This is a genomic window from Sphingomonas hengshuiensis (assembly GCF_000935025.1).
In the GTDB taxonomy this organism is placed as follows: domain Bacteria; phylum Pseudomonadota; class Alphaproteobacteria; order Sphingomonadales; family Sphingomonadaceae; genus Sphingomonas; species Sphingomonas hengshuiensis.
Window position 1 is genome coordinate 168,985 of the sequence record NZ_CP010836.1, and the last position, 22,615, is coordinate 191,599.

Annotated in this window: 18 protein-coding genes; 7 read left to right on the forward strand and 11 right to left on the reverse strand. The window is 65.6% G+C overall.

Features of this window, described 5'->3' with window-relative positions:
• Nucleotides 1-202: 202 nt before the first annotated feature.
• From TS85_RS00805 to TS85_RS00815, 3 genes are all read left to right on the forward strand, one after another.
• The gene (locus tag TS85_RS00805; RefSeq protein WP_044335605.1) at nucleotides 203-2,935 is read left to right on the forward strand and encodes a TonB-dependent receptor domain-containing protein; all 2,733 of its coding nucleotides are present in this window, start codon (nucleotides 203-205) and stop codon (nucleotides 2,933-2,935) included.
• A gap of 93 nt (nucleotides 2,936-3,028) precedes the next feature.
• Nucleotides 3,029-4,666 carry an amidohydrolase gene (locus TS85_RS00810; protein ID WP_052507653.1) on the forward strand — a complete coding sequence of 546 codons (1,638 nt, stop codon included), beginning with the start codon at nucleotides 3,029-3,031 and terminating at the stop codon, nucleotides 4,664-4,666.
• A 2-nt stretch (nucleotides 4,667-4,668) separates the two neighbouring features.
• On the forward strand, nucleotides 4,669-6,312 hold the full coding sequence (locus TS85_RS00815; RefSeq protein ID WP_052507654.1) for an amidohydrolase: 1,644 nt from the start codon (nucleotides 4,669-4,671) through the stop codon (nucleotides 6,310-6,312).
• Between the two features lie 144 nt (nucleotides 6,313-6,456).
• Here the strand turns inward: TS85_RS00815 and TS85_RS00820 are convergent, their stop codons facing one another.
• Complete coding sequence (locus tag TS85_RS00820) at nucleotides 6,457-7,290, reverse strand: gluzincin family metallopeptidase (RefSeq protein ID WP_227698615.1); 834 nt, start codon at nucleotides 7,288-7,290, stop codon at nucleotides 6,457-6,459.
• Between the two features lie 138 nt (nucleotides 7,291-7,428).
• Between TS85_RS00820 and TS85_RS00825 the strand changes: the two genes are divergently transcribed.
• Both TS85_RS00825 and dmeF read left to right on the forward strand, forming a co-directional pair.
• Nucleotides 7,429-7,704 carry a metal/formaldehyde-sensitive transcriptional repressor gene (locus tag TS85_RS00825; RefSeq protein WP_044329835.1) on the forward strand — a complete coding sequence of 92 codons (276 nt, stop codon included), beginning with the start codon at nucleotides 7,429-7,431 and terminating at the stop codon, nucleotides 7,702-7,704.
• A 9-nt stretch (nucleotides 7,705-7,713) separates the two neighbouring features.
• Nucleotides 7,714-8,637 carry a CDF family Co(II)/Ni(II) efflux transporter DmeF gene (gene dmeF / locus TS85_RS00830; RefSeq protein WP_044329837.1) on the forward strand — a complete coding sequence of 308 codons (924 nt, stop codon included), beginning with the start codon at nucleotides 7,714-7,716 and terminating at the stop codon, nucleotides 8,635-8,637.
• On the opposite strand, the gene TS85_RS00835 is transcribed toward dmeF, so the two are convergent.
• From TS85_RS00835 to TS85_RS00865, 7 genes are all read right to left on the reverse strand, one after another.
• Entirely contained in the window at nucleotides 8,618-10,084 is a 1,467-nt protein-coding gene (locus TS85_RS00835) for a PepSY domain-containing protein (protein ID WP_227698616.1), read from the reverse strand. The genes dmeF and TS85_RS00835 overlap by 20 nt on opposite strands.
• Nucleotides 10,071-12,251, reverse strand: a complete 2,181-nt coding sequence (locus TS85_RS00840; protein ID WP_044329839.1) for a TonB-dependent receptor — start codon at nucleotides 12,249-12,251, stop codon at nucleotides 10,071-10,073. Before TS85_RS00840 ends, TS85_RS00835 begins: the two co-directional genes overlap by 14 nt.
• A 47-nt stretch (nucleotides 12,252-12,298) precedes the next feature.
• Nucleotides 12,299-13,093, reverse strand: coding sequence for a HoxN/HupN/NixA family nickel/cobalt transporter (locus TS85_RS00845; protein ID WP_044329842.1), 795 nt, complete (start codon nucleotides 13,091-13,093; stop codon nucleotides 12,299-12,301).
• Nucleotides 13,090-13,287 (reverse strand): DUF1289 domain-containing protein, encoded by a 198-nt coding sequence (locus TS85_RS00850; protein ID WP_019367761.1) that lies wholly within the window; start codon nucleotides 13,285-13,287, stop codon nucleotides 13,090-13,092. The genes TS85_RS00845 and TS85_RS00850 overlap by 4 nt, the downstream gene beginning before the upstream one ends.
• Nucleotides 13,284-14,315, reverse strand: coding sequence for a WD40 repeat domain-containing protein (locus tag TS85_RS00855; protein WP_052507656.1), 1,032 nt, complete (start codon nucleotides 14,313-14,315; stop codon nucleotides 13,284-13,286). The genes TS85_RS00850 and TS85_RS00855 overlap by 4 nt, the downstream gene beginning before the upstream one ends.
• A complete protein-coding gene (locus tag TS85_RS00860; RefSeq protein WP_044335617.1) occupies nucleotides 14,315-15,289 on the reverse strand; it encodes a CobW family GTP-binding protein in 975 nt (324 codons plus the stop codon). The genes TS85_RS00855 and TS85_RS00860 overlap by 1 nt, the downstream gene beginning before the upstream one ends.
• Nucleotides 15,290-15,394: 105 nt before the next feature.
• Nucleotides 15,395-17,575 (reverse strand): TonB-dependent receptor, encoded by a 2,181-nt coding sequence (locus tag TS85_RS00865; protein WP_044329846.1) that lies wholly within the window; start codon nucleotides 17,573-17,575, stop codon nucleotides 15,395-15,397.
• A gap of 107 nt (nucleotides 17,576-17,682) precedes the next feature.
• Between TS85_RS00865 and TS85_RS00870 the strand changes: the two genes are divergently transcribed.
• The gene (locus TS85_RS00870; RefSeq protein ID WP_044335619.1) at nucleotides 17,683-18,516 is read left to right on the forward strand and encodes a helix-turn-helix domain-containing protein; all 834 of its coding nucleotides are present in this window, start codon (nucleotides 17,683-17,685) and stop codon (nucleotides 18,514-18,516) included.
• Nucleotides 18,517-18,569: 53 nt separating this feature from the next.
• Here the strand turns inward: TS85_RS00870 and TS85_RS00875 are convergent, their stop codons facing one another.
• The 3 genes from TS85_RS00875 to TS85_RS00885 form a co-directional block, all read right to left on the reverse strand.
• Entirely contained in the window at nucleotides 18,570-20,702 is a 2,133-nt protein-coding gene (locus tag TS85_RS00875) for a M3 family metallopeptidase (RefSeq protein WP_227698617.1), read from the reverse strand.
• A gap of 63 nt (nucleotides 20,703-20,765) precedes the next feature.
• Nucleotides 20,766-21,113, reverse strand: coding sequence for a Fur family transcriptional regulator (locus TS85_RS00880; RefSeq protein WP_152997881.1), 348 nt, complete (start codon nucleotides 21,111-21,113; stop codon nucleotides 20,766-20,768).
• Between the two features lie 77 nt (nucleotides 21,114-21,190).
• Entirely contained in the window at nucleotides 21,191-21,595 is a 405-nt protein-coding gene (locus TS85_RS00885; protein ID WP_044329847.1) for a MerC family mercury resistance protein, read from the reverse strand.
• Nucleotides 21,596-21,873: 278 nt separating this feature from the next.
• On the opposite strand from TS85_RS00885, the gene TS85_RS00890 reads away from it, so the two are divergent.
• A complete protein-coding gene (locus TS85_RS00890; RefSeq protein ID WP_044329848.1) occupies nucleotides 21,874-22,581 on the forward strand; it encodes a superoxide dismutase in 708 nt (235 codons plus the stop codon).
• Nucleotides 22,582-22,615: the final 34 nt, after the last annotated feature.

Consider the following 22,615-nt stretch of genomic DNA (forward strand, 5'->3'; position numbering starts at 1 on the left):
GGCAATAATGATTGGGCACTATAACAATCCGGGTAGCAGCGCGCTCTCTCGGGCGCGCGGCACCAGACGATTTGGAATCGCGACCGTCAGTCTTATCGCTCTTTGCATCAGTGCGCAGGCGCATGCGCAAGATGCTGCCTCGACAGAAAGCGCGGAAGAAAACGCACAATCCGAAAGCCCCGGGGTCGCACCTGAAGGCGAGATCACCGTAACCGGCTCGCGCATCGTGCGCGATGGCTATAGCGCACCTACGCCGGTGAGCGTGCTCACCAGCGCGGATATCCAGGCGCAGGCGCCCGCCAACCTCGCCGATTTCGTCAACCAGCTGCCGTCGATCGCGGGCAGCACGACGCCTGCGAGCAGCACCGGTTCGCTGAGCGGCGGCGCCGCCGGCATCAACGCCATCAACCTGCGCGGCCTGGGAGCAGGCCGCACGCTGGTGCTGCTCGACGGGCAACGGTCGGTGGCCTCGACCGCGACGGGCCTGGTCGACGTCAACACCTTCCCCCAGCAACTGGTCGAACGCGTCGAGATCGTCACCGGCGGTGCGTCCGCGGCCTATGGCTCCGACGCGATCGGCGGGGTCGTCAACTTCATCCTCGACAAGTCGTTCAAGGGTCTCAAGATGTCGGCCGAGACCGGCATCACCGACTATGGCGACGGCGAATTCTACAAATTGAGCGCCACCGGCGGCCTTTCGCTGATGGATGACCGGCTGAAGATCATCGCAAGCGCCGAGTATTTCGAGCTTCCCGGGATCCACTATATCGATCGGGACTGGAACCAGCAGGGTTACTTCCACATCACCAATCCGGATTATGTGGCGGGCAACGGAAAGCCCGAGCGCTATGTCGGCTATAATATCGGTCCAAGCAACGCCACGCCGGGGGGCCTCATCACCTCCGGTCCCCTGCGCGGAACGGTTTTCGGGCAGATCGATCCCGCGACCGGACGCGCGACGACGTCCACGCTCAATTTCGGAAAGGTCAGCGGCGCGTGGATGATCGGCGGCGACTGGCAGGCGACTTCGGAAAACTGGGTCGGCGTGAACTCGTTTCAGCCGGGTCAGGAGCGCATCGGGACCTTCGGTCGCGTCAGCTTCGAGCTCACGCCGGACATCGAAGTCTTCGCCCAGGGCTCGTTCAATCGGGACGAGGGCTATTCGGTGTACATCTCGTCGATCAACGCGGGCAATCTCTCCATCCGGCGCGACAATGCGTTTCTGCCGGCATCGGTGCGGGCCGCGATGGTCGCGAACAATCTTCAAACCATCACCGTCGGGACGTCTAACGAAGGCATCCCTCCGGGTACGGCGACCAACATTCGCGAAGTCACGCGCTATGTGGTCGGCGCGAACGGTAATTTCGATGCGCTGGGCAGCAATTGGAAATGGGACGCCTATTACCAGTCGGGCAAGTCCAAGCTCAACGAAAACCTGATCAACACCTGGAACAACACCCGGATCGCCAATGCGACCGACTCGATCTACGCGCCCGCCGGCAATGCCGAAGGGGTGGCGGCGGGGACCGTCACCTGCCGGATCAATGCCGACAGCAACCTGTCGAACAACGATGCGGCATGCGTGCCGCTCAACCGCATCGGCACCGGGGGCGTTACCCAGGCTGCGCTCGATTATGTTCTCGGCACGCCCTATCGCCTGCAGACCATCACCCAGAAGGTGGGGGCGCTGACCTTCAGCGGGAACCCGTTCGCGCTGCCCGCCGGCCCGGTCTCGGTCGCCTTTGGCGGTGAATATCGCGAGGAGAAGGTCGACGGGTTCGTCGAGGAGCGGTACAAGACCGGCTGGCAGTACGGCAATTATCTGCCGAACGTCGGCGGCTACAACGTCAAGGAAGCCTTTCTCGAAGTCGCGGTCCCGATATTCTCGGGCCTGGATCTCAATGCGGCGGGTCGGTACACCAGCTATTCGACCTCTGGCGATGTGCAGACGTGGAAAGTCGGCGCGACCTATGCGCCACTGTCCGACATCAAGTTCCGCGGCACGATCTCGCACGACATCCGTGCGCCCAATCTCGACGAACTGTTCGCCGCCGGCACGGGGCGCAGCAACACGGTCATCATCAACGGCGCCTCCGCCGCCTATCAACAATTGGCCACCGGCAATCGGGACCTGAAGCCCGAAGTCGCCGACAGCTGGAGCGCAGGCCTGGTGTTCACACCGACCTTCCTGCCCGGCTTCGCCTTCTCGGCGGACTATTACAGGGTCGAGATCAGCGAGGCGATCGGTTCGCTCCAGCCGCAAACGGTCGCCGATCTCTGCTACCTTCAGAATGTCGCGGCGCAATGCGCGAACATCACGACGCTATCGAGCGGTCTGCTGCAGATTAAGCTCGCACCGTTCAATTTCTCCAAACAGCTTTCGCGCGGTCTCGATTTCGAGGCGAGCTATCGGATGTCGTTGGGCAGCGGAAACCTGTCGCTGCGCGCGCTGGCCACGCATTATATCGAAAATCTGGTCGATAACGGGCTGGAGGCGGCGCAGGATACCGCCGGAACCAATGATGCGACCAATGGCGGCGGTCCTCCCCACTGGATCTACCGCCTGAATGCCCTGTACGAGATTGATCCCTTCAAGTTCAGCCTGATCGGTCGCGGCGTCAGCGCCGGTGTGATCAACAACTCCTATATCGAATGCACGTCGAACTGCCCGGTCTCGACGGTCGAGCATCGGACGATCAACAACAATCATGTCGATGGCCAATTCTGGCTCGACGCCTCGGTCACCACTGCATTCGATGCACTTGGCGCGCTGGGAGAGTTCCAGATTTCGGTGTCGAACATCTTCAACTCGGATCCGGTACTCGTCGCACGCGGCCCTACCGGGAACAGTGCCCCGTCTTTTCCCGCGACCAACCAGACCCTCTACGACATGTACGGCCGCACCTATCGCGCGACCTTCCGCATAAAGTTCTGAGCCGAACCCCGCCGTTTCGACAGGGCGGCGGGGTACGGCCCGAGTGTCCTTCCTACGACGGTTGCAGCCAACCGAGCCCCAAGGAAAACGCGAATGATCTGGATCGAGAAACTGTCCGCCGGCCTGGCCAGGGTGATCGCCGGGACGATGCTGGCGGCACTGCCGGTTGCAGCGATCGCGCAGACTGCGTCGCCCTCGGCGGATGCGCTGAAGCGCGAGGGCTTTGCGATCGTCGATGCCGGCGCCGATCGGATCGGGCGGATCAACGACGCGATCTATTCCTACGCCGAAATCGGCTTTCAGGAATATAAGACCGTGGCGTTGCTCACCGCTACCCTGGCGGAGGCCGGTTTCAAGGTCGACAAGGGCGTCGCGCGAATGCCCACCGCGTTCGTCGCGACCTATGGCTCGGATGGACCCGTGATCGGCCTTATGGCCGATTTCGACGGCGTGCCCGGCACTTCGCAAAAGCCGACCGTGCTGGCCCATCAACCGCTTGTGCCGGGCGCACCCGGGCATGGCGAAGGCCATAATACCGGACAGCCCACATTGCTCGCCGCCGCATTCGCGATCAAGGCGCTCAAGGACAAGTATAAGCTGCCCGGCACGATCGTGATCTATGGCGGCCCTGCCGAGGAACTCCTCGCCAGCCGCGGCTATATGGTCAATGCCGGCCTCTATAAGGGCGTGGACGCGGTCATCGACGTCCATATCGGCACCGATCTGGCCACGAGCTGGGGCCTCCAGAACCTGGGGATATTGTCGGCGCAATGGACCTTTACCGGGCTCCAGGCGCATGGCGCGCGGGCTTGGGAAGGCCGCAGTGCGCTCGATGCGGTAGAGATCATGAACGTCTCGACCGATTTCATGCGCGAACATATCCCGCCATCGGCGCGGATGCATTACGTCATCCCCGACGGCGGACAGCAGCCCAACGTCGTGCCGGGCGAAGCGACCACTTGGTATTATTTCCGCGATACCAGCGCGAAGGGTGTGTGGGACCTGTTCAAGCGGGTACGCGAGGCCGCCAAGGGCGCTGCGCTTTCCACCTCCACCAGCGTCACCGAACGTATCCTCTCCGCATCCTGGCCGTTCAACGGCAACAAGGAACTCGCGGAAGTCGTGCAGTCAAACATCGAAATCGCCGGCATGCCCCAGTGGAGCGCCGACGATCAGGCGTTCGCACGGGCCTATCAGAAATCGATGGGCGCGCCGGTCGTCGGCATGCCGACACAGGTGGGCAGGCTGCGCAAGGCGAGCCAGGCGTCGGGCTCCACCGATGCCGGGGACGTGAGCTGGCAGACGCCGTTCGTGCGGCTCCGTATTCCCGCCAAGCCCGACGGCGAACTGGCCGGCCATCATTGGTCCGCCGGTATCGCGCCCGCCACCCCGCTCGCGCACAAGGGAATTACGGCGGGCGCGAAAGTGCTGGTCGGCTCGGCGATCGATCTGATGACCAGTCCCGAAGCGCTGGCCCGCGTGAAGGCCGGATTTGCGGCGCAGCTTGCCCAATATCCCAAGTGGAAAAGCATGATCCCGCCGGACGCCGATCCGCCGACCTTCCTCAACGTGGAGGAGATGGGTCGCTACCGCGCGGCACTCAAGCCGTTCGAATATGATCCCAAATCCCGCCAGACCTATCTCGAGTTCATGAAGGTTTCCTACCCACCAGCCGAGCCTGCAACGGCGATCGGCTTGGCATCGAACGATCCCAATGCGGGGGGAGAGTGACCATGTACCGGACTTCTAGCGTTATCCTCGCCATCGCGCTGGCCGCCTCGCCTGCGGCCGCGCAGGAAAAGCCCAGCGCCGAGCAGCTCAAGCAGGAGGCTTTTGCTGTCGTCGATGCCAATGCCGACCTGATGGGCCGGTATAGCGATGCGATCTTCTCCTATTCCGAGATCGGCTTTCAGGAATTCAAGACGATCGCGCTGGTGACCGAAGCGCTGGCCAAGGCGGGTTTCAAGGTCGAGAAGGGGGTGGCGGGGATGCCCACCGCCTATCGGGCGACCTATGGCTCGGGAGGTCCGGTGATCGGGCTGATGTCCGACTTCGATGGCGTTCCTGGCGCTTCGCAAAAGCCTGCCGCGCTGGCGCACGACCCCGTCGTCCCCGGCGCGCCCGGGCATGGCGAGGGTCATAATACCCACCAGCCGACGCTGATCGGCGCTGCGCTCGCGTTCAAGGCGCTCAAGGACAAGTATAATTTCCCCGGAACGCTGGTCGTCTATGGCGGACCGGCAGAGGAATTGCTCGCCAGCCGCGGCTATATGACCAATGCCGGGCTGTTCAAGGGCGTGGACGCGATGATGGACGTCCATATCGGCACTGCATTCGGCGCCAGCTATGGCCTCAACAATTTCGCGAACGTGACCGTGCAGTGGAGCTTCCGCGGTAAACAGGCGCACGGGGCGCGACCGTGGCAGGGTCGCAGCGCGCTGGATGCTGTCGAGCTCATGGATACCGGCGTCAACCTGATGCGCGAACATGGCTATGACCCCGCCGACGCGCGCGTCCATTATGTCATCCCGGACGGCGGCAAGCAGCCCAACGTGGTGCCCTATGAGGCGACCGTCTGGTATTATATCCGCGCGAAGAGTCCTGAGATCGTGAGCGACGTGCTCGATTGGGTCCGCGACATCGCCCAGGGCGCGGCGCTTTCAACCAAGACGCGAGTCAGCGAGCGCGTCCTTTCGGGTTCCTGGCCCGTAAATGGCAATCGTCTGCTCGCGGAACTGGTCGTGAAAAACATCACCCGGATCGGCATGCCGAATTGGTCGAAGGACGATATCGCCTTTGCCCGCGCCGTCCAGAAATCGATGGGCGCTCCGGTCGAGGGCCTGCCGACCAAGGTCGATCCGCTAAGCTCCGATCGCCAGGGGTCCTCGACCTCCGACGCCGGGGACATCTCGTGGAACGTGCCCTATGTTCGCATGTACATCCCGGCCAAGCCCGACGGCGCGCTTGCAGGGCATCACTGGTCGGCGGCTCTCGGCCCGGCCACGCCGATTGCGCACAAGGGCATCGCGGTCGGCTCGAAGGCCCTGATCGCCAGCGTTGTCGATCTGATCACCGAGCCCGCGGCGCTTGCGGCGATCAAGGCCGATTTCCAGAAGCAACTGGCGGCGTATCCGGCATGGAAAACCCTGATCCCGCCCGGCTCCACGCCGCCGATACATCTCAACAAGGAAGACATGGCGCGATACCGTCCGGCGCTCGCCCGATATGAATATGACCCCAGGTCCAAGCAGACCTATCTCCAGTTCATGGGCGCAGCCTATCCGCCGGCCGAACCTGCAACCGCAATCGGCAAGGCATCGAACGAGCCCCAGCCAGCCGCCTCCAAGTCCTCGATAGATTGGGACTGGGAGAAATGAAGGCGGCGCCAGCGAAGGGTTCGACCTTGTACAGCGGGGATTTCCCGCGCCCGGCGCGGGCATAGTCGCGGACTCGCTTTCCGCATTGTCCGCGTCCGTAGCGCCGGGCCCTGTCGGTGGCGACACCAGGATCGTCGAAGAAGATCAGGCGCTTGGCGCTGAGCATCGGCTGCATTGCCCGCCATGCCTCGCGCCGCGCCACCACGTCAGGCCGGAGCTGTTCGGAGGCGTAGACGCTTTTTTTGAAGCTGATCCCGATCCGGCAACGATCATGCCGGCGGGCAGCGTCACCCAATAGTCGAAGTCACCATAGTCGAGATAGAATTCCTGGGCGAGATAGGGGAGCGGATCCCAGCCGCGCAGATCGTCATACACCGCCATGCGCGGATACCATTGCGCGATGTTGTACACCTCGCCGTCGCGGGCCTTGCCCCAGGCCATGCGTCCGCCCCATTCGCCGGGAATGGTGAAGTGATAGCGGATGCGCAGGGAAAGCTTGCCGTGCGATGGCAATGCCGCCGGCAAGGGCACCTGCATGCGCGTGTCCGAAATCACCGGCGTCACCGCGATCGTCTTGCCGCCAGACAGCAGCTCGACCGCCTCGATCACCATGCCGTCGGTGGTACCGCCGGGCGCATGCCCGCTCGCCATGCCGCCGCGCGATCCGGGCCGGTAGAGATTCTGGTCGAGCTGGAGCCAGAGAGTGTCGAGCCGGTCGGGGCTGTTGTTGGTATAGGCGATCGTCGCGGTGCCGCTGATCCGCTTTGCGCCGGGATCGAGCGTCGCCCGGATCTGATAGTCCGCCCGGTTCTGCCAATAGCCAGGCCCCGGCATGCCGTTCGCGCTGCGGATCGTGTTGGCAGCGGTGGGAAGAGTGAGCGGCGCAAAGGTGACAGCCGGGTCGTAGCGCGTTTGGGCACCGGCCGGCGCGGCGCCGGGGGCAAGCAGGGCGACGGCCCCGGCGATAGGGAAGGCCAAGCGTTTCAGGGGACAGCTCCGTTTGTCTCGAGGGTTAGCATAGGAAGATCTGCCGGACCGTCTGCCGGTTGGTGCCGCAGGGCATAGGTTCGTACCACACTTGCCACGCATAAGCACATAGGGGTAGGGGGTATCCCTATGAGTCATGTGAGCGATAGTAAACCCGAGCTGATTGCGCGCGTGCGCCGCATCGCCGGCCAGGTTGCGGCGGTGGAGCGGGAACTCGCCGCAGACGCTTCGTGCACGAAGGTGCTGCACCTTGTCGCTGCGGTGCGAGGCGCGGTGAACGGACTGGTCGACGAGATCATCGCAGGCCATCTTGAAGCGCATGTCGCAGCAGCCGGACTGACCGATGAAGCGCGCGCGCAGGGTGCTGACGAACTGCTGGCGGTGATCCGCCGCTATTCCAAATAGGATCTTTCGATGCCCGAGGCTACGAATGCTATGGCGCTGACCCACGCGCACAATTTCCTCGGTGCGGCGCATGAGGCGAATGCGCGCCGCACGCTGTGGGTGGTCGGCCTCACCGCCGTGATGATGGTGGGCGAGATCGCGGCAGGCTATATTACCGGCTCGATGGCGCTGCTCGCCGACGGGTTTCATATGGCGACTCATGCCGGCGCGCTGGCGATCGCGGCGGCGGCCTATGCCTATGCAAGGCAACATGCCGCCAGCCGGCGATTCAGCTTCGGGACGGGCAAGGTTGGCGACCTCGCCGGTTTCGCCTCGGCGCTGGTTCTGGGCTTGGTCGCGGCCGCGATCGGCGCCGAATCGGTCTGGCGATTGTTCGAACCCACCGACGTCGATTTCGGCGCCGCCACCTGGATTGCAGCGCTCGGCCTCGTGGTGAACCTCGTCAGCGCGATTCTGCTGAGCGGAGGGCATCACCATCACCACCATGATCACGGGGCGCACCATGGCCATGGGGCGCACGGGCACCACCACGACAATAATCTGCGTTCGGCCTATGTGCATGTCATGGCTGACGCGCTGACCTCCGTCCTTGCGATCGCGGCCCTGCTGGCGGGGCGGTATCTTGGCTGGTTGTGGATGGATGCGGCGATGGGGATCGTCGGTGCGGTGGTGATCGCGCGGTGGTCGTGGAGCCTGATGCGCGATACGGCTGCGGTCCTGCTGGACGCCACAGACGATTCTGTTGCGCAGGAAGTGCGCGCGTTGGTGGAAACTGCCGGCGATGCACGGATCACCGATCTCCACGTCTGGCGGGTGGGGCCGGAGGCGCGCGCCGCGATCGTGAGCGTCACCGGGGTTCGCGATGGTGAATTGATTCGAGAGCGTCTCAACGCCGTTCACGAACTCGCGCACCTCACGGTCGAAACGCGGTAACCCCGCCCGCGCGGCGCAGTCGCTGCCAGCCGAGCACCACGCCGGTGATGCTGAACAGGAAGCCCGCCGTCAGGGGCAGCAGCAAGAGTGTACGGCGCAGCACCGGGCGCGTCGTCAGGCCGGGCACATTGCCGGTGTGCAGCGCGTAATAGACCCAGGCATAGGCGGCCCGGCTGCTATCCATCACCGTCAGCAGCCGGCCGGTATCGCCGTCCACAACCAGATCGGGCCGGCCCCGCGCATCCAGCCGAACCCGCCATGCCGAAGCGGGCCAGCCTTCGGCCAGCGCATCGGTTGCGCTGGGATCGATCGGATCGATGCGCACATGCGCTGCGCCCGGCCAGCCGGCGAGCGCCGCGCGCTGTACCAGCCCGCGCATTGCTGCCTCGTCGATGATGTGCCCTGCGCCGTCGACGCGATCGGCGCGGCCATCCCCAGAATAGCGGGTCAGCACTGGCGTGCAGGCAAGCGGCGTGAACCCGATCTCCCGGAGATTTGCCCCGGCCAATATCGTGGGATTCACACGCTGCAGGGCATCCGCCAGCGAACAACCCGCATAACGCCGCGCCTGCACGTCCGTCGCCGTGCCGCGCGAAAACAGACGGCCATGGTCCATCGACAGCCACCCGCTGAAGATCCAGCCTAGCACGAACACCGCGCTGCCCAGCCCAAGCAGGTGGTGCCAGCGCAGCCAGCGCCGCCGATAGAAACTGATACGCGGCGGGCGTAGGCGCCGCGCCGCCAGCATCCGCACCACGCCCAGTACCGTGCCCGCGATCGCCACCAGCATGCAGACCAGCGACAGCCACCAGACGCTGGAATCCCAGGCGCGCCAGTCCTTCCGCAGCGGCGTCATATAGACCCAGTGGAGCACCGCTCCCGGCCAGTTCCACGCCCTCGCGCTCCAGGTCGTGCGCTGGAGCAGTTCACCCGAACGCGCGGACAAATAGAGTTGGGTCCCCGCCGCGTCGTTCGCATCGAGGCGGTAGAAGGGCCGCGCCGGATCGAACCGGTTGTGGACCACCCATTGGTCATAGCCGAACGGCCCGGCGACGGTCGCGGCGGGGCCGAACACGCGCCGGGCTTCGGCAAGCGCCTGTGCGGGCGTCAGCGGCGGGAGCGGCGCGCCCGTCTGCGCATCGATGGTGCTTAGGGCTTCGCCCCCGCCGACCAGATAGGCCGGACGTCCTGCCCGCTGGACCAGCCGCAGCGTCTCCGCGCCGGGCACCGCCGCCGCGGCGCGGCCCGGCGCGACCGTCACGTCGGCAAGCCGCACCGGGGCTTGCAACGTCATCTGCGCGGCATGGGGCAGCGACGGGAAAGGCTGGAACAGCATCACCGCGCCGCTGGCAAACCAGGCAGCGAAGATCAGGCAGGTGGCCACGCCCAGCCAGCGGTGGAACCAGACCAGCGCGCCCAGCACCCGGCGCGCCTTAGAAGCGGGCAAGCAGGCTCACCTCGGCGCGCCGCGGCTCACCCAGCATCACCTGCGCCGGATAATAGATGTCGGCCCATTGCACGAATGTCTTGTTCCACACATTGTTGACCCGCCCGGTCAGCGACAGCCGCGGGTTCACCGCCCAGGTGGCGTAGACGATGCCGGTCGCATAGGGGCGCAGCACCAGCGTGTTGGCGGTGTTGCCATAGCGCTGGCCGACATATTTCACGCCCCCGCCCGCCTCCAGCGGCAGGCCCGCGATCTGCTGGACGCTGGTCCAGACATTGGCCGTCCAGTCCGGCACGTTCGGCGGCCGGTTGCCCGAGGCCGCCACGCCGTAGTTCGGATCGGTGAAGCTGCCATAGGCGGCATCGACATAGGTGCCGCTGGCGGTGACGGCCCAATGCGGCGTCAACCGCGCCTCGCCCGACAGTTCGATCCCGCGCGATCGCTGGCTGCCGATATTGCTGACCGTATCGATCGCCACCTGGGTCAGGATATTGCGCCGTTCGATGTCATAGACCGCCGCTGTCAGCGACGCCCGCCCGTTCAGCAGCGCCGCCTTCACCCCGGCTTCGACTTGCCGCGAGTTCGATAGCGCGAAATTCTGGCCGGCATTGACCAGGAAGATGTTGGAGCCGACCGGATCCTGCCCGGTGCTGAACGACGCATAGGTGGTGATCGCGGGCGTCACATCATAGACGAGGCCGGCGCGCCAGTTGAACGGCTTGTACACGCGGCGGAAGCTGGAGCCGGCGTTGAAGCTGCCATCCAGATTATAGTTTTCGCGCGTCAGGTACAGCCGCTCGGCCCGCAGGCCGGTGACCAGCTTGAGTTTGGCGGTGAGATCGAGCGCATCCTCGGCGAACAGCGCGATCTGGTCCCACCGCGTCGGGCTCACCCGCCGATCGAGCGCGCCGAAACTGCCGCGCGCCGGCCGTAGCAGATCGACGCTGTCGCCGTCCGGGAAGCCCCGGCTGCGCACGAAATCGAGATGGTTATAGTCGAAGCCGATCACCAGCTGGTTCGCCATCCCGGCCAGGCTGTGGCGGAACGTCGCGCTGCCCTGGTCGCCGACAAGATCCTGGTTGTGGAACACGAAGAACCGATCGCGATCTACCCGGCCGGTGGCGGCATTATAGGCATAGCTTTCCGCGTTGATCCAGGCGCGGTCGGCGTGGAAATAATAGGCCGTGTTGGACAGTGTCACCGCGTCCGAAGGCGACCAGGTGACGGCCAGGCGCGGCCAGACCTGCCAGCTGTTCGCGCGGCTATCCCCGACATTGTAATTGACGAAGCGGGTGCGGCGATCGACCACGGCGCCGTTCGCCGATGTGAGAATGCCCGGAATCGGGTCCGTTGCCGCGGCGGCCGGCAATAGCGGCGTGCCGTAATAGGTGGGCAGCCGATCGCGCAGATAATCGACGCTGAGTTCGACGGACAGGTCGCTGCTGGGCCGATAGAGCAATGCACCCGTCGCGTTGAACGAGTGCGGCCCGGTATCGTCGACATAGCCGTTCGAGCGGTGATAGCTCACATCCACGCGGCCCGCGAGCGTATCGCTCAGCACCCGATTGCCGCCCGCGCCCAGGCTGACCGTGTCGAATTCGCCATAGGAAGCGAGCGCCTGGCCGCTATTGCCCTTAAAATCGGGGTGCTTGCTGACGATGTTGACCGCGCCGCCCACTGCGCCCTGGCCATAGAGCACCGACGCCGGCCCCTTCAGCACATCGATGCTGGCGAGGTTGAAGGTGTTGCCCGGCCGGTTGATCATGTTGGCGGGGCCGAGATACAGGCCGTTGTGCAGAATCGTGATCTGCTCGCCGGTGAAGCCGCGCATCGAGAACAGCGTGGGGTTGCCGGGCGATCCGCCGGAAATGATGCCAGGCAGGCTGTCCGTCGCCTCTTCCACCGTGCGAAAGCCGCGCGTCAGCATTTCGTCGGCGGTGATCCGGTCGAGTGTCGCGGGCGTGTCGCGGATGGAGAGATCAAGCCGGCTGCCGGTCGGCGTCACCGTGTCGAGCTGGCGCAGGCGCCACCCGGTGACGGTGATCTCCTGGTCTACGGATGCCGCTTGCCCGGCGGACTGGCCGCTCTGTGCGGCCGCGGGCGCGGCAAAGGCCGCCGCGAACGCAAGAAGAGAGATGCGCGGCAGAAGCCGCAGCTTCGATGTCATGTTGGTGTCCCCCCTCAGGAATATCGTGAAAAGCAGTGCGCGTAGGATCAGACGCTGGTTCCGGCATGCGCGCGCCAGCGGCTGGCGACGAGCAACAGGACGATCGCCGCCGCCGATCCGATGCCGATTGCCGTGAAGGCGCCATCGGACAGCGCGACGTCCAGACCAGACAGTTCGGCAAGTGCATAGCCGGCGGTGCCGAAGCTGAGCGCCACGACAAGCCAGCCGACCGCGCGGCGATAGCGGCGCACGGTCGCCGTCGGCCGATCGGTGGCACGCAGCAGGCGCCCGACGATCTGGCTGTCCAGCGTGTCCGCCAGCATCATCCCGATGGTGAACGCGGCGATGATCGCCAGCGCGGCGGTCGTACCCCCCTTGGCGGTTGCGGCGGCGCCCCAGGCGGCGGCCTGCGTCGCGGTATCGAACACCAGGCCGAAGATCGCACCGATCGCCACCACCGCAAGCGGATGGGTGCTGTTGCGCAGCCGCCGCGGCACCAGCCCGCTTCGCCAACCGACCGGCGTATAGTCCGCCCGGACCAGCAGCGCGTGGAGGTTGAGCGACCCGACGATCAGCAACAGGCCGATCACCGCCGCGTCGACCAGCGGGCCGCTCCAGGCGGGCAGCGCAAAGGCGTCCGCCGCCAGCGACACTCCGATGGCGACGACCGCCACCGACAGGCTGTGCCCCAGCGCGAACAAGGTGCCCACCCACAGCGCCAGACGCGGCCGAGGCTGCACGGTGCGGAACACGATATTGTCGATCACCGCGACGTGATCGGGATCGAGCCCGTGGCGCAACCCCAGCACGAACATCAGCCACAGCGCGGAAATCTCGATCATGCTTCTTCCTCGAACACGCGGATGCCGCGGGCGTCGAGCTTGGCGAGCCGCGCCGGCAGTGTCTTGTTGATCGCCAGCAGCCGGGGCCGCGGCGCCTTTTTCCATTCCCGGCACTCCGCCAGCGTCCGCGCGCAGGCGACGCACCAGCCGGTGCGGCCGTCGAACCGGCACACGCTGATGCAGGGGCTTTTCACGCGCGCGCGTCCATGTTCAAAATGCCGACGCGCCCGTCCTCGCATCCCCAGCCCAGCCGGGTGCCCGCATCGTTCCACGCCAGCGTGGCGACCGGGGCGCCGGCGGTGTCGAGCAGCAGCGTGTTCTCATCCGCAAGCCGTGCAAGGGCGACAATGCCGTCGCCATAGCCGACCGCCAGCACCTCGTCCTTCGGATGGAATGCAACCTGCGTGACCAGCGCGCCCTTGCGCTCGGCGCGGAGCAGCGGCGCCTTGCCCATCGGCCCGTCCTTGCCGTCGAACGGCCACAGGATCGCAGCCGCATCGCCGCTGGTGGCGAGCCATTTGCCCTTGCGATCCCAGGAGAAGCTGCGGGTCTTGGCGGTATAGCCGCTCATCCGCATGTCGCGCAGATCGGCCAGCCGCCAGCCGTGCAGGCCGGTTTCCTGCAGCGCAGTGAGCAGAAAGCGGCCCTCTGGGTGCAGCGTGCAGGCGAGATGCGACCCCGTCCAGGCGAGCGCCACGCGGCCGCTGTCCGGGTTGGTGCCGTAGAGCAGCGTCGCGCCATTGTAATGGGCGACGGCCAGCCGCTTGCCCTTCGCATCCAGCGCCAGCCCGCCGATCGTCGAGGCGACAGCGTAGCGATGCGACGGCGCGTCGGCCCCTCTGGTCCAGGCGATCGCCTCCTTGCCGACACCCGCGACGAGAAGACCGGACGCCGGGCTCGCCGCCAGATGCTCCACCCATTTGCGCGGGAAATGGCCGAGCTGGGTCACCGCCCCATCCGGCGAAACCCGGCAGATTTGTCCGTCGTCACCGCCCGTGACGATCGCCGTGCCGTCGGGATGCCGGCATGCCGACAGGATCGCGCCGCCATGCACCGGAACCGGCTGCGCATCTTCCCCGTCTGGAATCCAGCAAAGCCGGCCATCGCCCAGCGTCACGGCAGCATTGGTGCCCAGCCACAACAAAGCGGTGGGCGCCGCCTCCAGTTCTACATGGCGGCCATGGCGCTGGATGAGCGGACTGTCCGCAGCCGTCGTCGCCATCAGGCGGCACGCACCGCGCAAGCCTCGAACCCCTGTTGCAGCGTGGCGGGATCCAGGTTGCGGCCGATGAACACCATGCGGCTGGTGCGTGGCTCCTCCGGCTTCCAGGCGCGCTGGTGATCGCCGTCGAGCAGCATGTGCACGCCCTGCACGACATAGCGCTGTTCTTCGTCCGGAAAGGCCAGCACACCCTTCAGGCGCAGAATATCCTGCCCCTGGTTCGTGGTCAGCATACGCAGCCAGGGCATGAACAGTTCCGGCCGGATCGCGGCCTCTGAGCGCAACGAGACCGAGGTGATCGCATCGTCATGCTCGTGATCGTCTTCGGAGAGGAAGTTGGGCTCGATCTCCAGGATACGGTCGAGATCGAACGCGCCGCGCTCCAGCACTTCCTCCAGCGGGACGACGCAGTTCTGGGTTTCGTGCAGCCTCGCCTGGGCGTTGATCGCGCGGATACGCTGGCGCACCCGCTCCAGTTCCTGCGCATCGACCAGGTCGATCTTGTTGAGCAGGATCACATCGGCAAAGGCAATCTGCTCCTCCGCCTCATGGCTGTCCTCCAGCCGCTGGAGAATGTGGCGTGCATCCACCACCGTGACGATCGCGTCGAGGCTGGCGCGGGCGCGCACGTCGTCGTCGACGAAGAAGGTCTGGGCAACCGGCGCGGGATCGGCGAGGCCGGTCGTCTCGATCACGATGGCGTCGAACGTTCCCTTGCGCTTCATCAGCCCTTCGATGATGCGGATGAGATCGCCGCGCACGGTGCAGCAGATGCAGCCATTGTTCATTTCGAACACTTCCTCATCGGCATCGACGATAAGGTCGTTGTCGATGCCGATCTCGCCGAACTCGTTGACGATCACGGCATAGCGGCGGCCGTGATTCTCGCTGAGAATGCGATTGAGCAGCGTAGTCTTGCCTGCACCGAGATAGCCGGTGAGCACGGTGACGGGGATAGTAGGTTCGGCAGCCATGGTGATTCTCACGAGATGATGTATCATATCCTGATCGGCGATCATGCTGCGGGAATCAACCACTTCGTGTCGAAGAACTGGGCTGCTGCGTGGATATGCCGCCGGTCAGAGCTTCCACTGCACCTCGATACCGCCTTGCCGCCCGCGGCCGATGGGCGCGTACCAATTGCCATCATTGCCGAATGCGAGGTTGCGGAACGCAAGACCGGTCGCGCGCCGCACATCCGTCAAATTCTCGACAAATCCCCGGATCGACCAGCGCGGCCCCGCATAGCCCAGTTGGAGACCGACCATCTGTGTCGCCGGCTGCACCGCGTCGCCCTTGCTTTCCAGCGATTGCTTCCCCGTCAGGGCAAGCTCGGCGCGCGCGAACAGCCCGCCGGGCAACTGGTATCGCGCCGCCAGATAGCCGTCATAGGCCGGGATCAGCTTGACGCGCCGGCCGCGTACATTGGTCGTCGCATCGACCTGAAGGTTGCGGTAGCGGGCGTCGGCATAACCGAGATTGGCCGTCAGCGTGAGGCCGCCCAGCGGCTCCGCCGATGCTTCGACTTCAAAACCCTTGCTGTCGATCGATGCGGACGAACCGATATAGTCGGCGGATAGAATGCGGCCCGAAGCATCCGTCGCCACCTGGATTTCCTGCCAGTTGTTCGACCGGATGTAGAACGCCGCTGCGCCCAGCCGGAGGCGCCCATCCGGCGAGTGCCATTTTGCCCCGCCTTCGTGGCTCCACATGGTTTCCGATTGGTAGCGCAGCACGCTGTCGGGCAAATTGCCTTGTGCTGCCGTCAGGTTGAAGCCGCCGGGGATATAGCCCTTTGAGGCACTGGCATAGACGGTGAGCTGCGGCGACGCGGTATAGCGGGCGGTGAAGCGCGGCAGCACTGCCTCGAAACTACCGGCCAACGACGCATCGCGATAGGTGAACAGGGTACCGTTGCCGAGATCGATCGAGCCCGCATTCTGCTGGGCGGTGCGCCGGGCATGATCGTAGCGCAGGCCCGCTCCCAGGCTCAGCTTCGGTGCGAAGTGCGGCGCCCATTCGGCCGATCCGAACACCCCCCAGTCGCGCGCCTGCGCATATTGATGCGGCGATGGCTGATAGGAATCGAGCGTGCCTGGCCCCACGAAGGTCGTCTGGAAGCGGTCGTCATTCTGCCGATACTGGGTGGCGCCGAGAATATAGGTGAACGGCTTGTCGGACGGCGAGGTGAAGCGCAGTTCGGCGTTCCAGAAATCGCGGTCCTTGAAATCCTGTCCGGCGGCGGTGGGCAGCGCGGTGAAGTCGAAATCGAGCCCCTTCGCGTCACTCTTGTAGTGACGATAGGACAGCGCGGCATCGATCCGCCCATAGCCGAGCTGATAGCTGGCGCTCGCACCCGCCACGCGCTCGCGCTTGTCTGTCCGCTTCGGCGCGTCCTGGATATAGCCGAACCGGGCCGCAGACTTCCCTTCGTTGAAGGCGGCACCATAGGTCTTGTTGTAGAGCGCCAGATCCAGCGGCACATATTCCTGATCGAACACACCGGGCGCGCGCGTGTTCAGGATATAGCCGGTCATGTTGACGGTAAGCCGGTCCGAGGGTTCCCAGCGCAGGCGACCCTGCACGAAATCCTCCTCGATGCGGCCGCCGGGCTGGCCCGGCTGCTGGTTGCGCAGGAAGCTGTCGCCGCGCTGGACCTTGAACGCCACCGATCCCGTCAGCGTACCGCCCGCCAGCGGCCCGCCGACAAAGCCGTCGGCGATGCCGTTCCAGCCATTGCCGAAGCGCATCCCCGTCATGCGCAGTTCCGCCGTCGTGCGATCGGTGGGCGCGCGCGTGTTGATGACGATCAGGCCCGATTCGCTGTTGGCGCCATAGAGCGTCGCCTGTGGCCCACGCAGCACTTCGATCGATTCGACCTGGTTCAGCACCGCGTTCGAAAGCTCACGGAACGGGATGCCGTCGATATAGACGGCGGCGCGATTGACGATGAACGGGTTCGATTCGATGCCGCGGATCGAAATGAACGTGCTGCCGAGTTGGCCGCTCTCGTTGAACTGCACGTTCGGTACGACGGCATCCAGCTGGCGAATGTCGCGGATGCGGGCTTCGTCCAGTGTCTCGCGCGTCAACACCGTCACAGAAGCGGGCGTGTCCTGAAGCCGCGTGTCGCGGCGCGTACCGGTGACCACGATTTCATTCTGGCCGGGCGTCTGCCCAGGATCGCTTGCCGATTGCGCTTGAACGACGGCAGGCGTGGCACAGCCCGCGAGGATGCAGGCGAGACGAACGGACGACATGATGGATAAACGCTCCCCGGACTCTTTTCCGGGGCGTGTAATACTGTATCATCGCGGACATGCCGCTCCATTCCGAGACCGACCGCTCCAATCGGGGAAATAGCAGCTTGGTCGACAGCGATCGGGCAAGGATCGCCGGTGGTGCCCAGGATTCGGGCACGGTGCTGTCGTCGCCCGATGGCAGTGCGACGATCCTGCGTCGGCGCTATCCAGCGTTCGAGGGGCCGATCGCCAACGGCCCGCACCTGCGCATCGGCCTGTCCGTCAGCGGCAGCGCGCGGCTGGTGCAGCATGTCGGCGGCGGGCGGCTGGAGGGCAGCTGGCGGCGCGGTGCGATCGTCGTCACGCCGCCGGGCGGCACCGGGGAGGCCAGCAGTTCCCCCGTCGACATGATCGGGCTGGCGCTACTGCCTTCGCATTGGAATGCCGCCGCCGACATGGATTGGGACGCGGTATCGCACCGCTTCCACGCCGATCCGCTGCTCGCCTCGGTCCTCACCGCGCTCTGCTACGAAGCCGAGGCGCATGGCGCATCGACCGCCTTTTTCGAACATGGCGTGTCGCTGATCGTGAAGCGGCTGGCGGATTCGGCGCCGCCGGCGGCGGACGTCCGATCAGCCCGCCCCTTATCTGCCCAGCGGCTTGCGCGCGTGCGCGCCTATGTCGATGCGCATTTGGGCGACGACCTTTCCGTGACACAGATGGCCGCGATTGCGGGGATGGATCCCAGCGGCTTCACCCGTGCGCTTCGCGCACGCACCGGCCTTGCGCCCTATCGCTGGCTGACGATGCTGCGAATGGAGCGGGCGGCAGCGCTCCTTGCCGCCGGCGCCAGCGTCATGGGGGCGGCAAACGCGGTTGGCTATGCCAATGCCGGCAAGTTCGCGGCCGCGTTTCGCCGGATTACGGGAATGCCGCCCTCCGACTGGCGACCGCGATAGCCCGGGCAGCTGTGCAACCCCGCCCCGCGCACGCCAGATCGCCTTTGTTCGCGTTACTCCCCGCCCAGACCCCTATTGCGCAGCAGTGCCTCCGGCGTCGGCATCCGCCCGCGAAACGCGGTGTAGCTCTCCGCCGGATCGCGGGTGTTGCCGCGTTCCAGCACCTCGCGGCGCAGCTTCGCCGCCAGTGCCGGATCATAGATGTTGCCCGCTTCCTTGAACGCCTGGAACCCGTCGGCGTCCATCACCTCGGCCCAGGTATAGGCGTAATAGCCGGCCGAATAGCCGCCGTCGAAGATGTGGCTGAAATGGGCAAGGCGGTGGCGCATCCCCACTTCCTCGGGCACGCCGAGCGCTTTCAGCTCCGCTGCTTCCCAGGCGCGCGCATCGAAATTGGCGGGCAGGCTGGTCAGCGCATGCAGCCGCATGTCGAGGATTGCGGAAGACAGCTGCTGCACCGTCAGATAGCCCTGGTTGAAGGTCCGCGACGTGAGCAGTGCCTGCAACATCGCTTCCGGCATCGGTTCGCCGGCTGCGTTGCGGGCATAGGTGCGCAGCGTCTCCGGCTCGGTCACCCAATGCTCATAGACCTGGCTCGGGAATTCGACGAAGTCGCGCGATACCGCCGTGCCGGACAGGCTGGGGTAGCGCACCTTGCTGAGCAAGCCGTGCAGGCCATGGCCGAATTCATGGAACAGCGTCCGCGCCTCGTCGACCGAGATCTGCGCCGGCTGGCCCGGCGCGGGCGGAACGATATTCTGGTTGTTCACGACGATCGGCAGTTCGCCGAACAGAGTGTTCTGGTCGCGCAGGCTGTTCATCCACGCGCCCGGCCGCTTGGTTGGCCGCGCGACCCAGTCGGCGTAGAACAGGCCGATCGTGCGCCCGTCCGCCTCGCGCAATTCCCACACCCGCACGCCCTTGGCATAGACGGGCACGTCCTTCCGTTCGTGCGCGGTGATGCCATAAAGTTTGTTGGTGGTATCGAACAGCGCCGCGACCATGTTGTCGAGCAGCAGATACTGCTTCACCGCCCCCTCATCGAGTGCGAAGCGTTGCTTGCGTACCTGCTCGGCATAATAGCGCCAGTCCCAGGGTTCGACCTTGGCGATGCCGTCCTTGGCGGCATATGCGGCGATGTCGCGCAGCTCTTCCTTGGCCCTGACAAGCGCCGGGCGATAGACGCGCATCAGCAGTTCTGTCGCGGCGGCCGGGGTCTTGGCCATCTGATCCTGCAGGACGAACGCGGCATGGCTTTCCGCGCCGAGCAGCTTGGCGCGCTCGATGCGGAGCGCGACCATCCGGGCGATGATCGCATTGGTATCGTTGGCGTTGCCATTGTCGCCGCGCATCACGAACGCACGCCAGATCTTTTCGCGCGCGGCGCGGTTGGGCGCGGCGGTAAGGAACGGCTCGGCGGCAGAGCGCGTCGCCGGGAACAGGAAGCTGCCGGCGTGCCCGGCGGCTTCGGCCGCCATCGCGGCGGCGCTGCGCTGATCTTCAGGCACGCCGGCGACCTCGGCAGCGCCGAGCAACACGCTGCCGGCCTTCTGGTCGGCGAGCAGCTTCTGCCCGAAATCGACGCCCAGCGTCGCAAGCTCTTCGTTGATCGCGGCGACGCGGGTCCGCTGCGCCGGGTTCAGCGCGGCACCCGCACGGACAAACCGGCTGTGCGTTTCCTGCAGTAACCGCGCCTGCTCAGGGGAAAGCTGCAAGGTCGCGCGTGCCTTCCACAGCGTATCGACGCGGCCGAACAGCTTCGGATCCAGCAGCGTGTCGTTGCTCAGCCGCGTCAGTTTGGGCGTGACCCGTTCCTCGACCCCCTGGATGGCGTCGGTGGCATCGGCGGAAGCGACATTGAAGAAGGTGCTCGCAATGCGCCCCAGCGGCCGTCCCGCGCCTTCCATCGCCTCGATCGTGTTGGCGAAGCTGGGCGCGGCGGGATTGTCGGCGATCCGCCGATAGTCTGTCCGTGCCTCGGCGAGCGCGGCGTCGAATGCCGGCTCATATTGTTCAGGGCGGATTCGGTCATAGGGCGGAACGCCGTCCGGCGTGGTCCAGCGCGCGAGCAACGGGTTGGCGGTCTGGTCTGGGGCCGCGCGGGGCGTTTGCGCTGCGGCGGCGTCGGGAAGCGGGGATGCCAGCATGGTGACCAGCACGGTACAGGCAAGCAGGGGTGTTCGCACGGTGTATTTCCTATTCAACGTCTTGGGCGCAGCCGCCGGTGCCAGGACTTGCGGCAAGCGTGGCTATTGCAGTGTGGTGGCGCATTCGGCGCAGCGGCCATGGCTCTCGATGATGAGCCGGGCAGGCCTGAAACCCAGCCGCTGCGCTTGGGCGGCCAGTTGCGCGGGGAGTTCGGGGCAGGGCAGAAGTTGGATCGCATGGCAGCCATCGCAGATCAGGCACATGTCGAACGGCGCGCGCCAGAGCATATAGGCGGCCAGCGTTTCGACGCGGAACACCCGCCCCTGCGCCATCAGCCGCGCCAATACGCGGTACACCTGGGTGGGCGCGATCGGATGCCCCTCGGCGGTGCAGCGATGGACGATGTCATAGGCGCTGATCGGCCGGTTGGCGCCTGTAAGCAACGCCACCACGCGCGCCTCGGCGACGCCGGGGGCCCTGCGGGGCGCCGCAGCGCCACTCGCTGCATGTGCCGGGGCGCGCATCGTCACCGCTTCACCGCATGGGGGCCGTCGCCATGCCGAAGCGCGCGCCAGTTGAGCGCATGGCCAAGCGCCAGCGCCAGGGCGCCGGGCACGGTCAGCGCGGCTTCCATCGCTTCGGTCGGGGCGGCGAGTGCGCCGAATGCCAGCAGCGCAATCCCTGGAACCACGATCTTCGCCGGCCTGCTCTGGCGATGGCGGCGATAGCCGGCAGCCAGCGCGATCGTGCTGGCCGGTATCGCAAGCGCAAGCGCCCACAAGTGGAATTGCTCCGGCACCGCCAGATAGGCCGCCAGCACGGGAAGCAGGAGGATCAGCATCGGCAGCACGAGGCAGTGCACCAGGCAGAGCAGCGAGAGTCCGAGCGCGAGCGCGTCGTACAGATATTGTCGTCGCACTGCCTGCGTCATGCCTTACTCCATCCAACGCTGGACACCGAGGTGCCTGCGTGGCAATGATATAACATTACCATCGCGTCAAGTGGCCTTCCCACCTATTGGCGTCCGACCAAGGAAGAAAGCACGTTGTTCCAGCTACATCGCTGTCGGGATGCAGCCCGGCCACCCCGGTCTTCCCTCTTCGCGCGGAACGCTCTTTCTTTGAGCGCGCGGTCGACGCCAAATCCGCGTGCCACGCGTTTCGGTCGTGTGCCGACCCGTCCCACCCCAGCCATAACCAGGAGGAACCCATGAAGCGCATTGTCCTATCGCTTGCGTTTGCGAGCCTTGCCGCCGCCCCGTCGCTCGCTCTCGCACAGGCGACGCCTGCGCCCGCCGCCTTCACGCTGCCGGCGCTGCCCTATGCCGCCGACGCGCTGGAACCGGCGATCGATGCGCAGACGATGACGATCCACCACGACAAGCACCACCAGGCCTATGTCGATGCGCTGAACAAGGCAGTTGCCGCCGATGCTGCGCTGGCTGGCCAGTCGCTCGAGCAACTTGTCGCCAGGGCGGGCACGCTGCCGGCGGTCGTGCGCAACAATGCCGGCGGGCATTGGAACCACAGCTTCTTCTGGAAGACGATGGCGTCGCCCGCGCAGGCTGGCGCGCCCTCGCCGGCGCTGGCGACCGCGATTGCCGACAGCTTTGGCTCGCTCGACACGTTCAAGGCCGCGTTCAAGGAGGCGGGTACCAAGCGCTTCGGCTCGGGCTGGGTCTGGCTGATCGTGGGCGCGGACGGCAAGCTGGCCATTACCTCCACCCCCAACCAGGACAATCCGTTGATGGACGTGGCCGAAGCCAAGGGCACGCCGATCCTCGGCAACGACGTGTGGGAGCATGCCTATTATCTGAAGTACCAGAACCGCCGCGGCGATTATCTCGACGGCTGGTGGCAGGTGGTGAACTGGGCCGAAGTCTCCCGCCGCTACGCGCAAGCAATGGCAAAGCGCTAAGACGATGGCACAGCCGATCTAGACCGCCGCCTAT

What these genes read in the sequence shown, in the direction of transcription:
- TS85_RS00845 (WP_044329842.1), bottom strand. Translation starts at nt 13,093, where the DNA reads ATGATCGAGATTTCCGCGCTGTGGCTGATGTTCGTGCTGGGGTTGCGC.
- TS85_RS00810 (WP_052507653.1), top strand. Translation starts at nt 3,029, where the DNA reads ATGATCTGGATCGAGAAACTGTCCGCCGGCCTGGCCAGGGTGATCGCC.
- TS85_RS00865 (WP_044329846.1), bottom strand. Translation starts at nt 17,575, where the DNA reads ATGTCGTCCGTTCGTCTCGCCTGCATCCTCGCGGGCTGTGCCACGCCT.
- TS85_RS00855 (WP_052507656.1), bottom strand. Translation starts at nt 14,315, where the DNA reads ATGGCGACGACGGCTGCGGACAGTCCGCTCATCCAGCGCCATGGCCGC.
- dmeF (WP_044329837.1), top strand. Translation starts at nt 7,714, where the DNA reads ATGCCCGAGGCTACGAATGCTATGGCGCTGACCCACGCGCACAATTTC.
- TS85_RS00825 (WP_044329835.1), top strand. Translation starts at nt 7,429, where the DNA reads ATGAGTCATGTGAGCGATAGTAAACCCGAGCTGATTGCGCGCGTGCGC.
- TS85_RS00890 (WP_044329848.1), top strand. Translation starts at nt 21,874, where the DNA reads ATGAAGCGCATTGTCCTATCGCTTGCGTTTGCGAGCCTTGCCGCCGCC.
- TS85_RS00840 (WP_044329839.1), bottom strand. Translation starts at nt 12,251, where the DNA reads ATGACATCGAAGCTGCGGCTTCTGCCGCGCATCTCTCTTCTTGCGTTC.
- TS85_RS00815 (WP_052507654.1), top strand. Translation starts at nt 4,669, where the DNA reads ATGTACCGGACTTCTAGCGTTATCCTCGCCATCGCGCTGGCCGCCTCG.
- TS85_RS00860 (WP_044335617.1), bottom strand. Translation starts at nt 15,289, where the DNA reads ATGGCTGCCGAACCTACTATCCCCGTCACCGTGCTCACCGGCTATCTC.
- TS85_RS00885 (WP_044329847.1), bottom strand. Translation starts at nt 21,595, where the DNA reads ATGACGCAGGCAGTGCGACGACAATATCTGTACGACGCGCTCGCGCTC.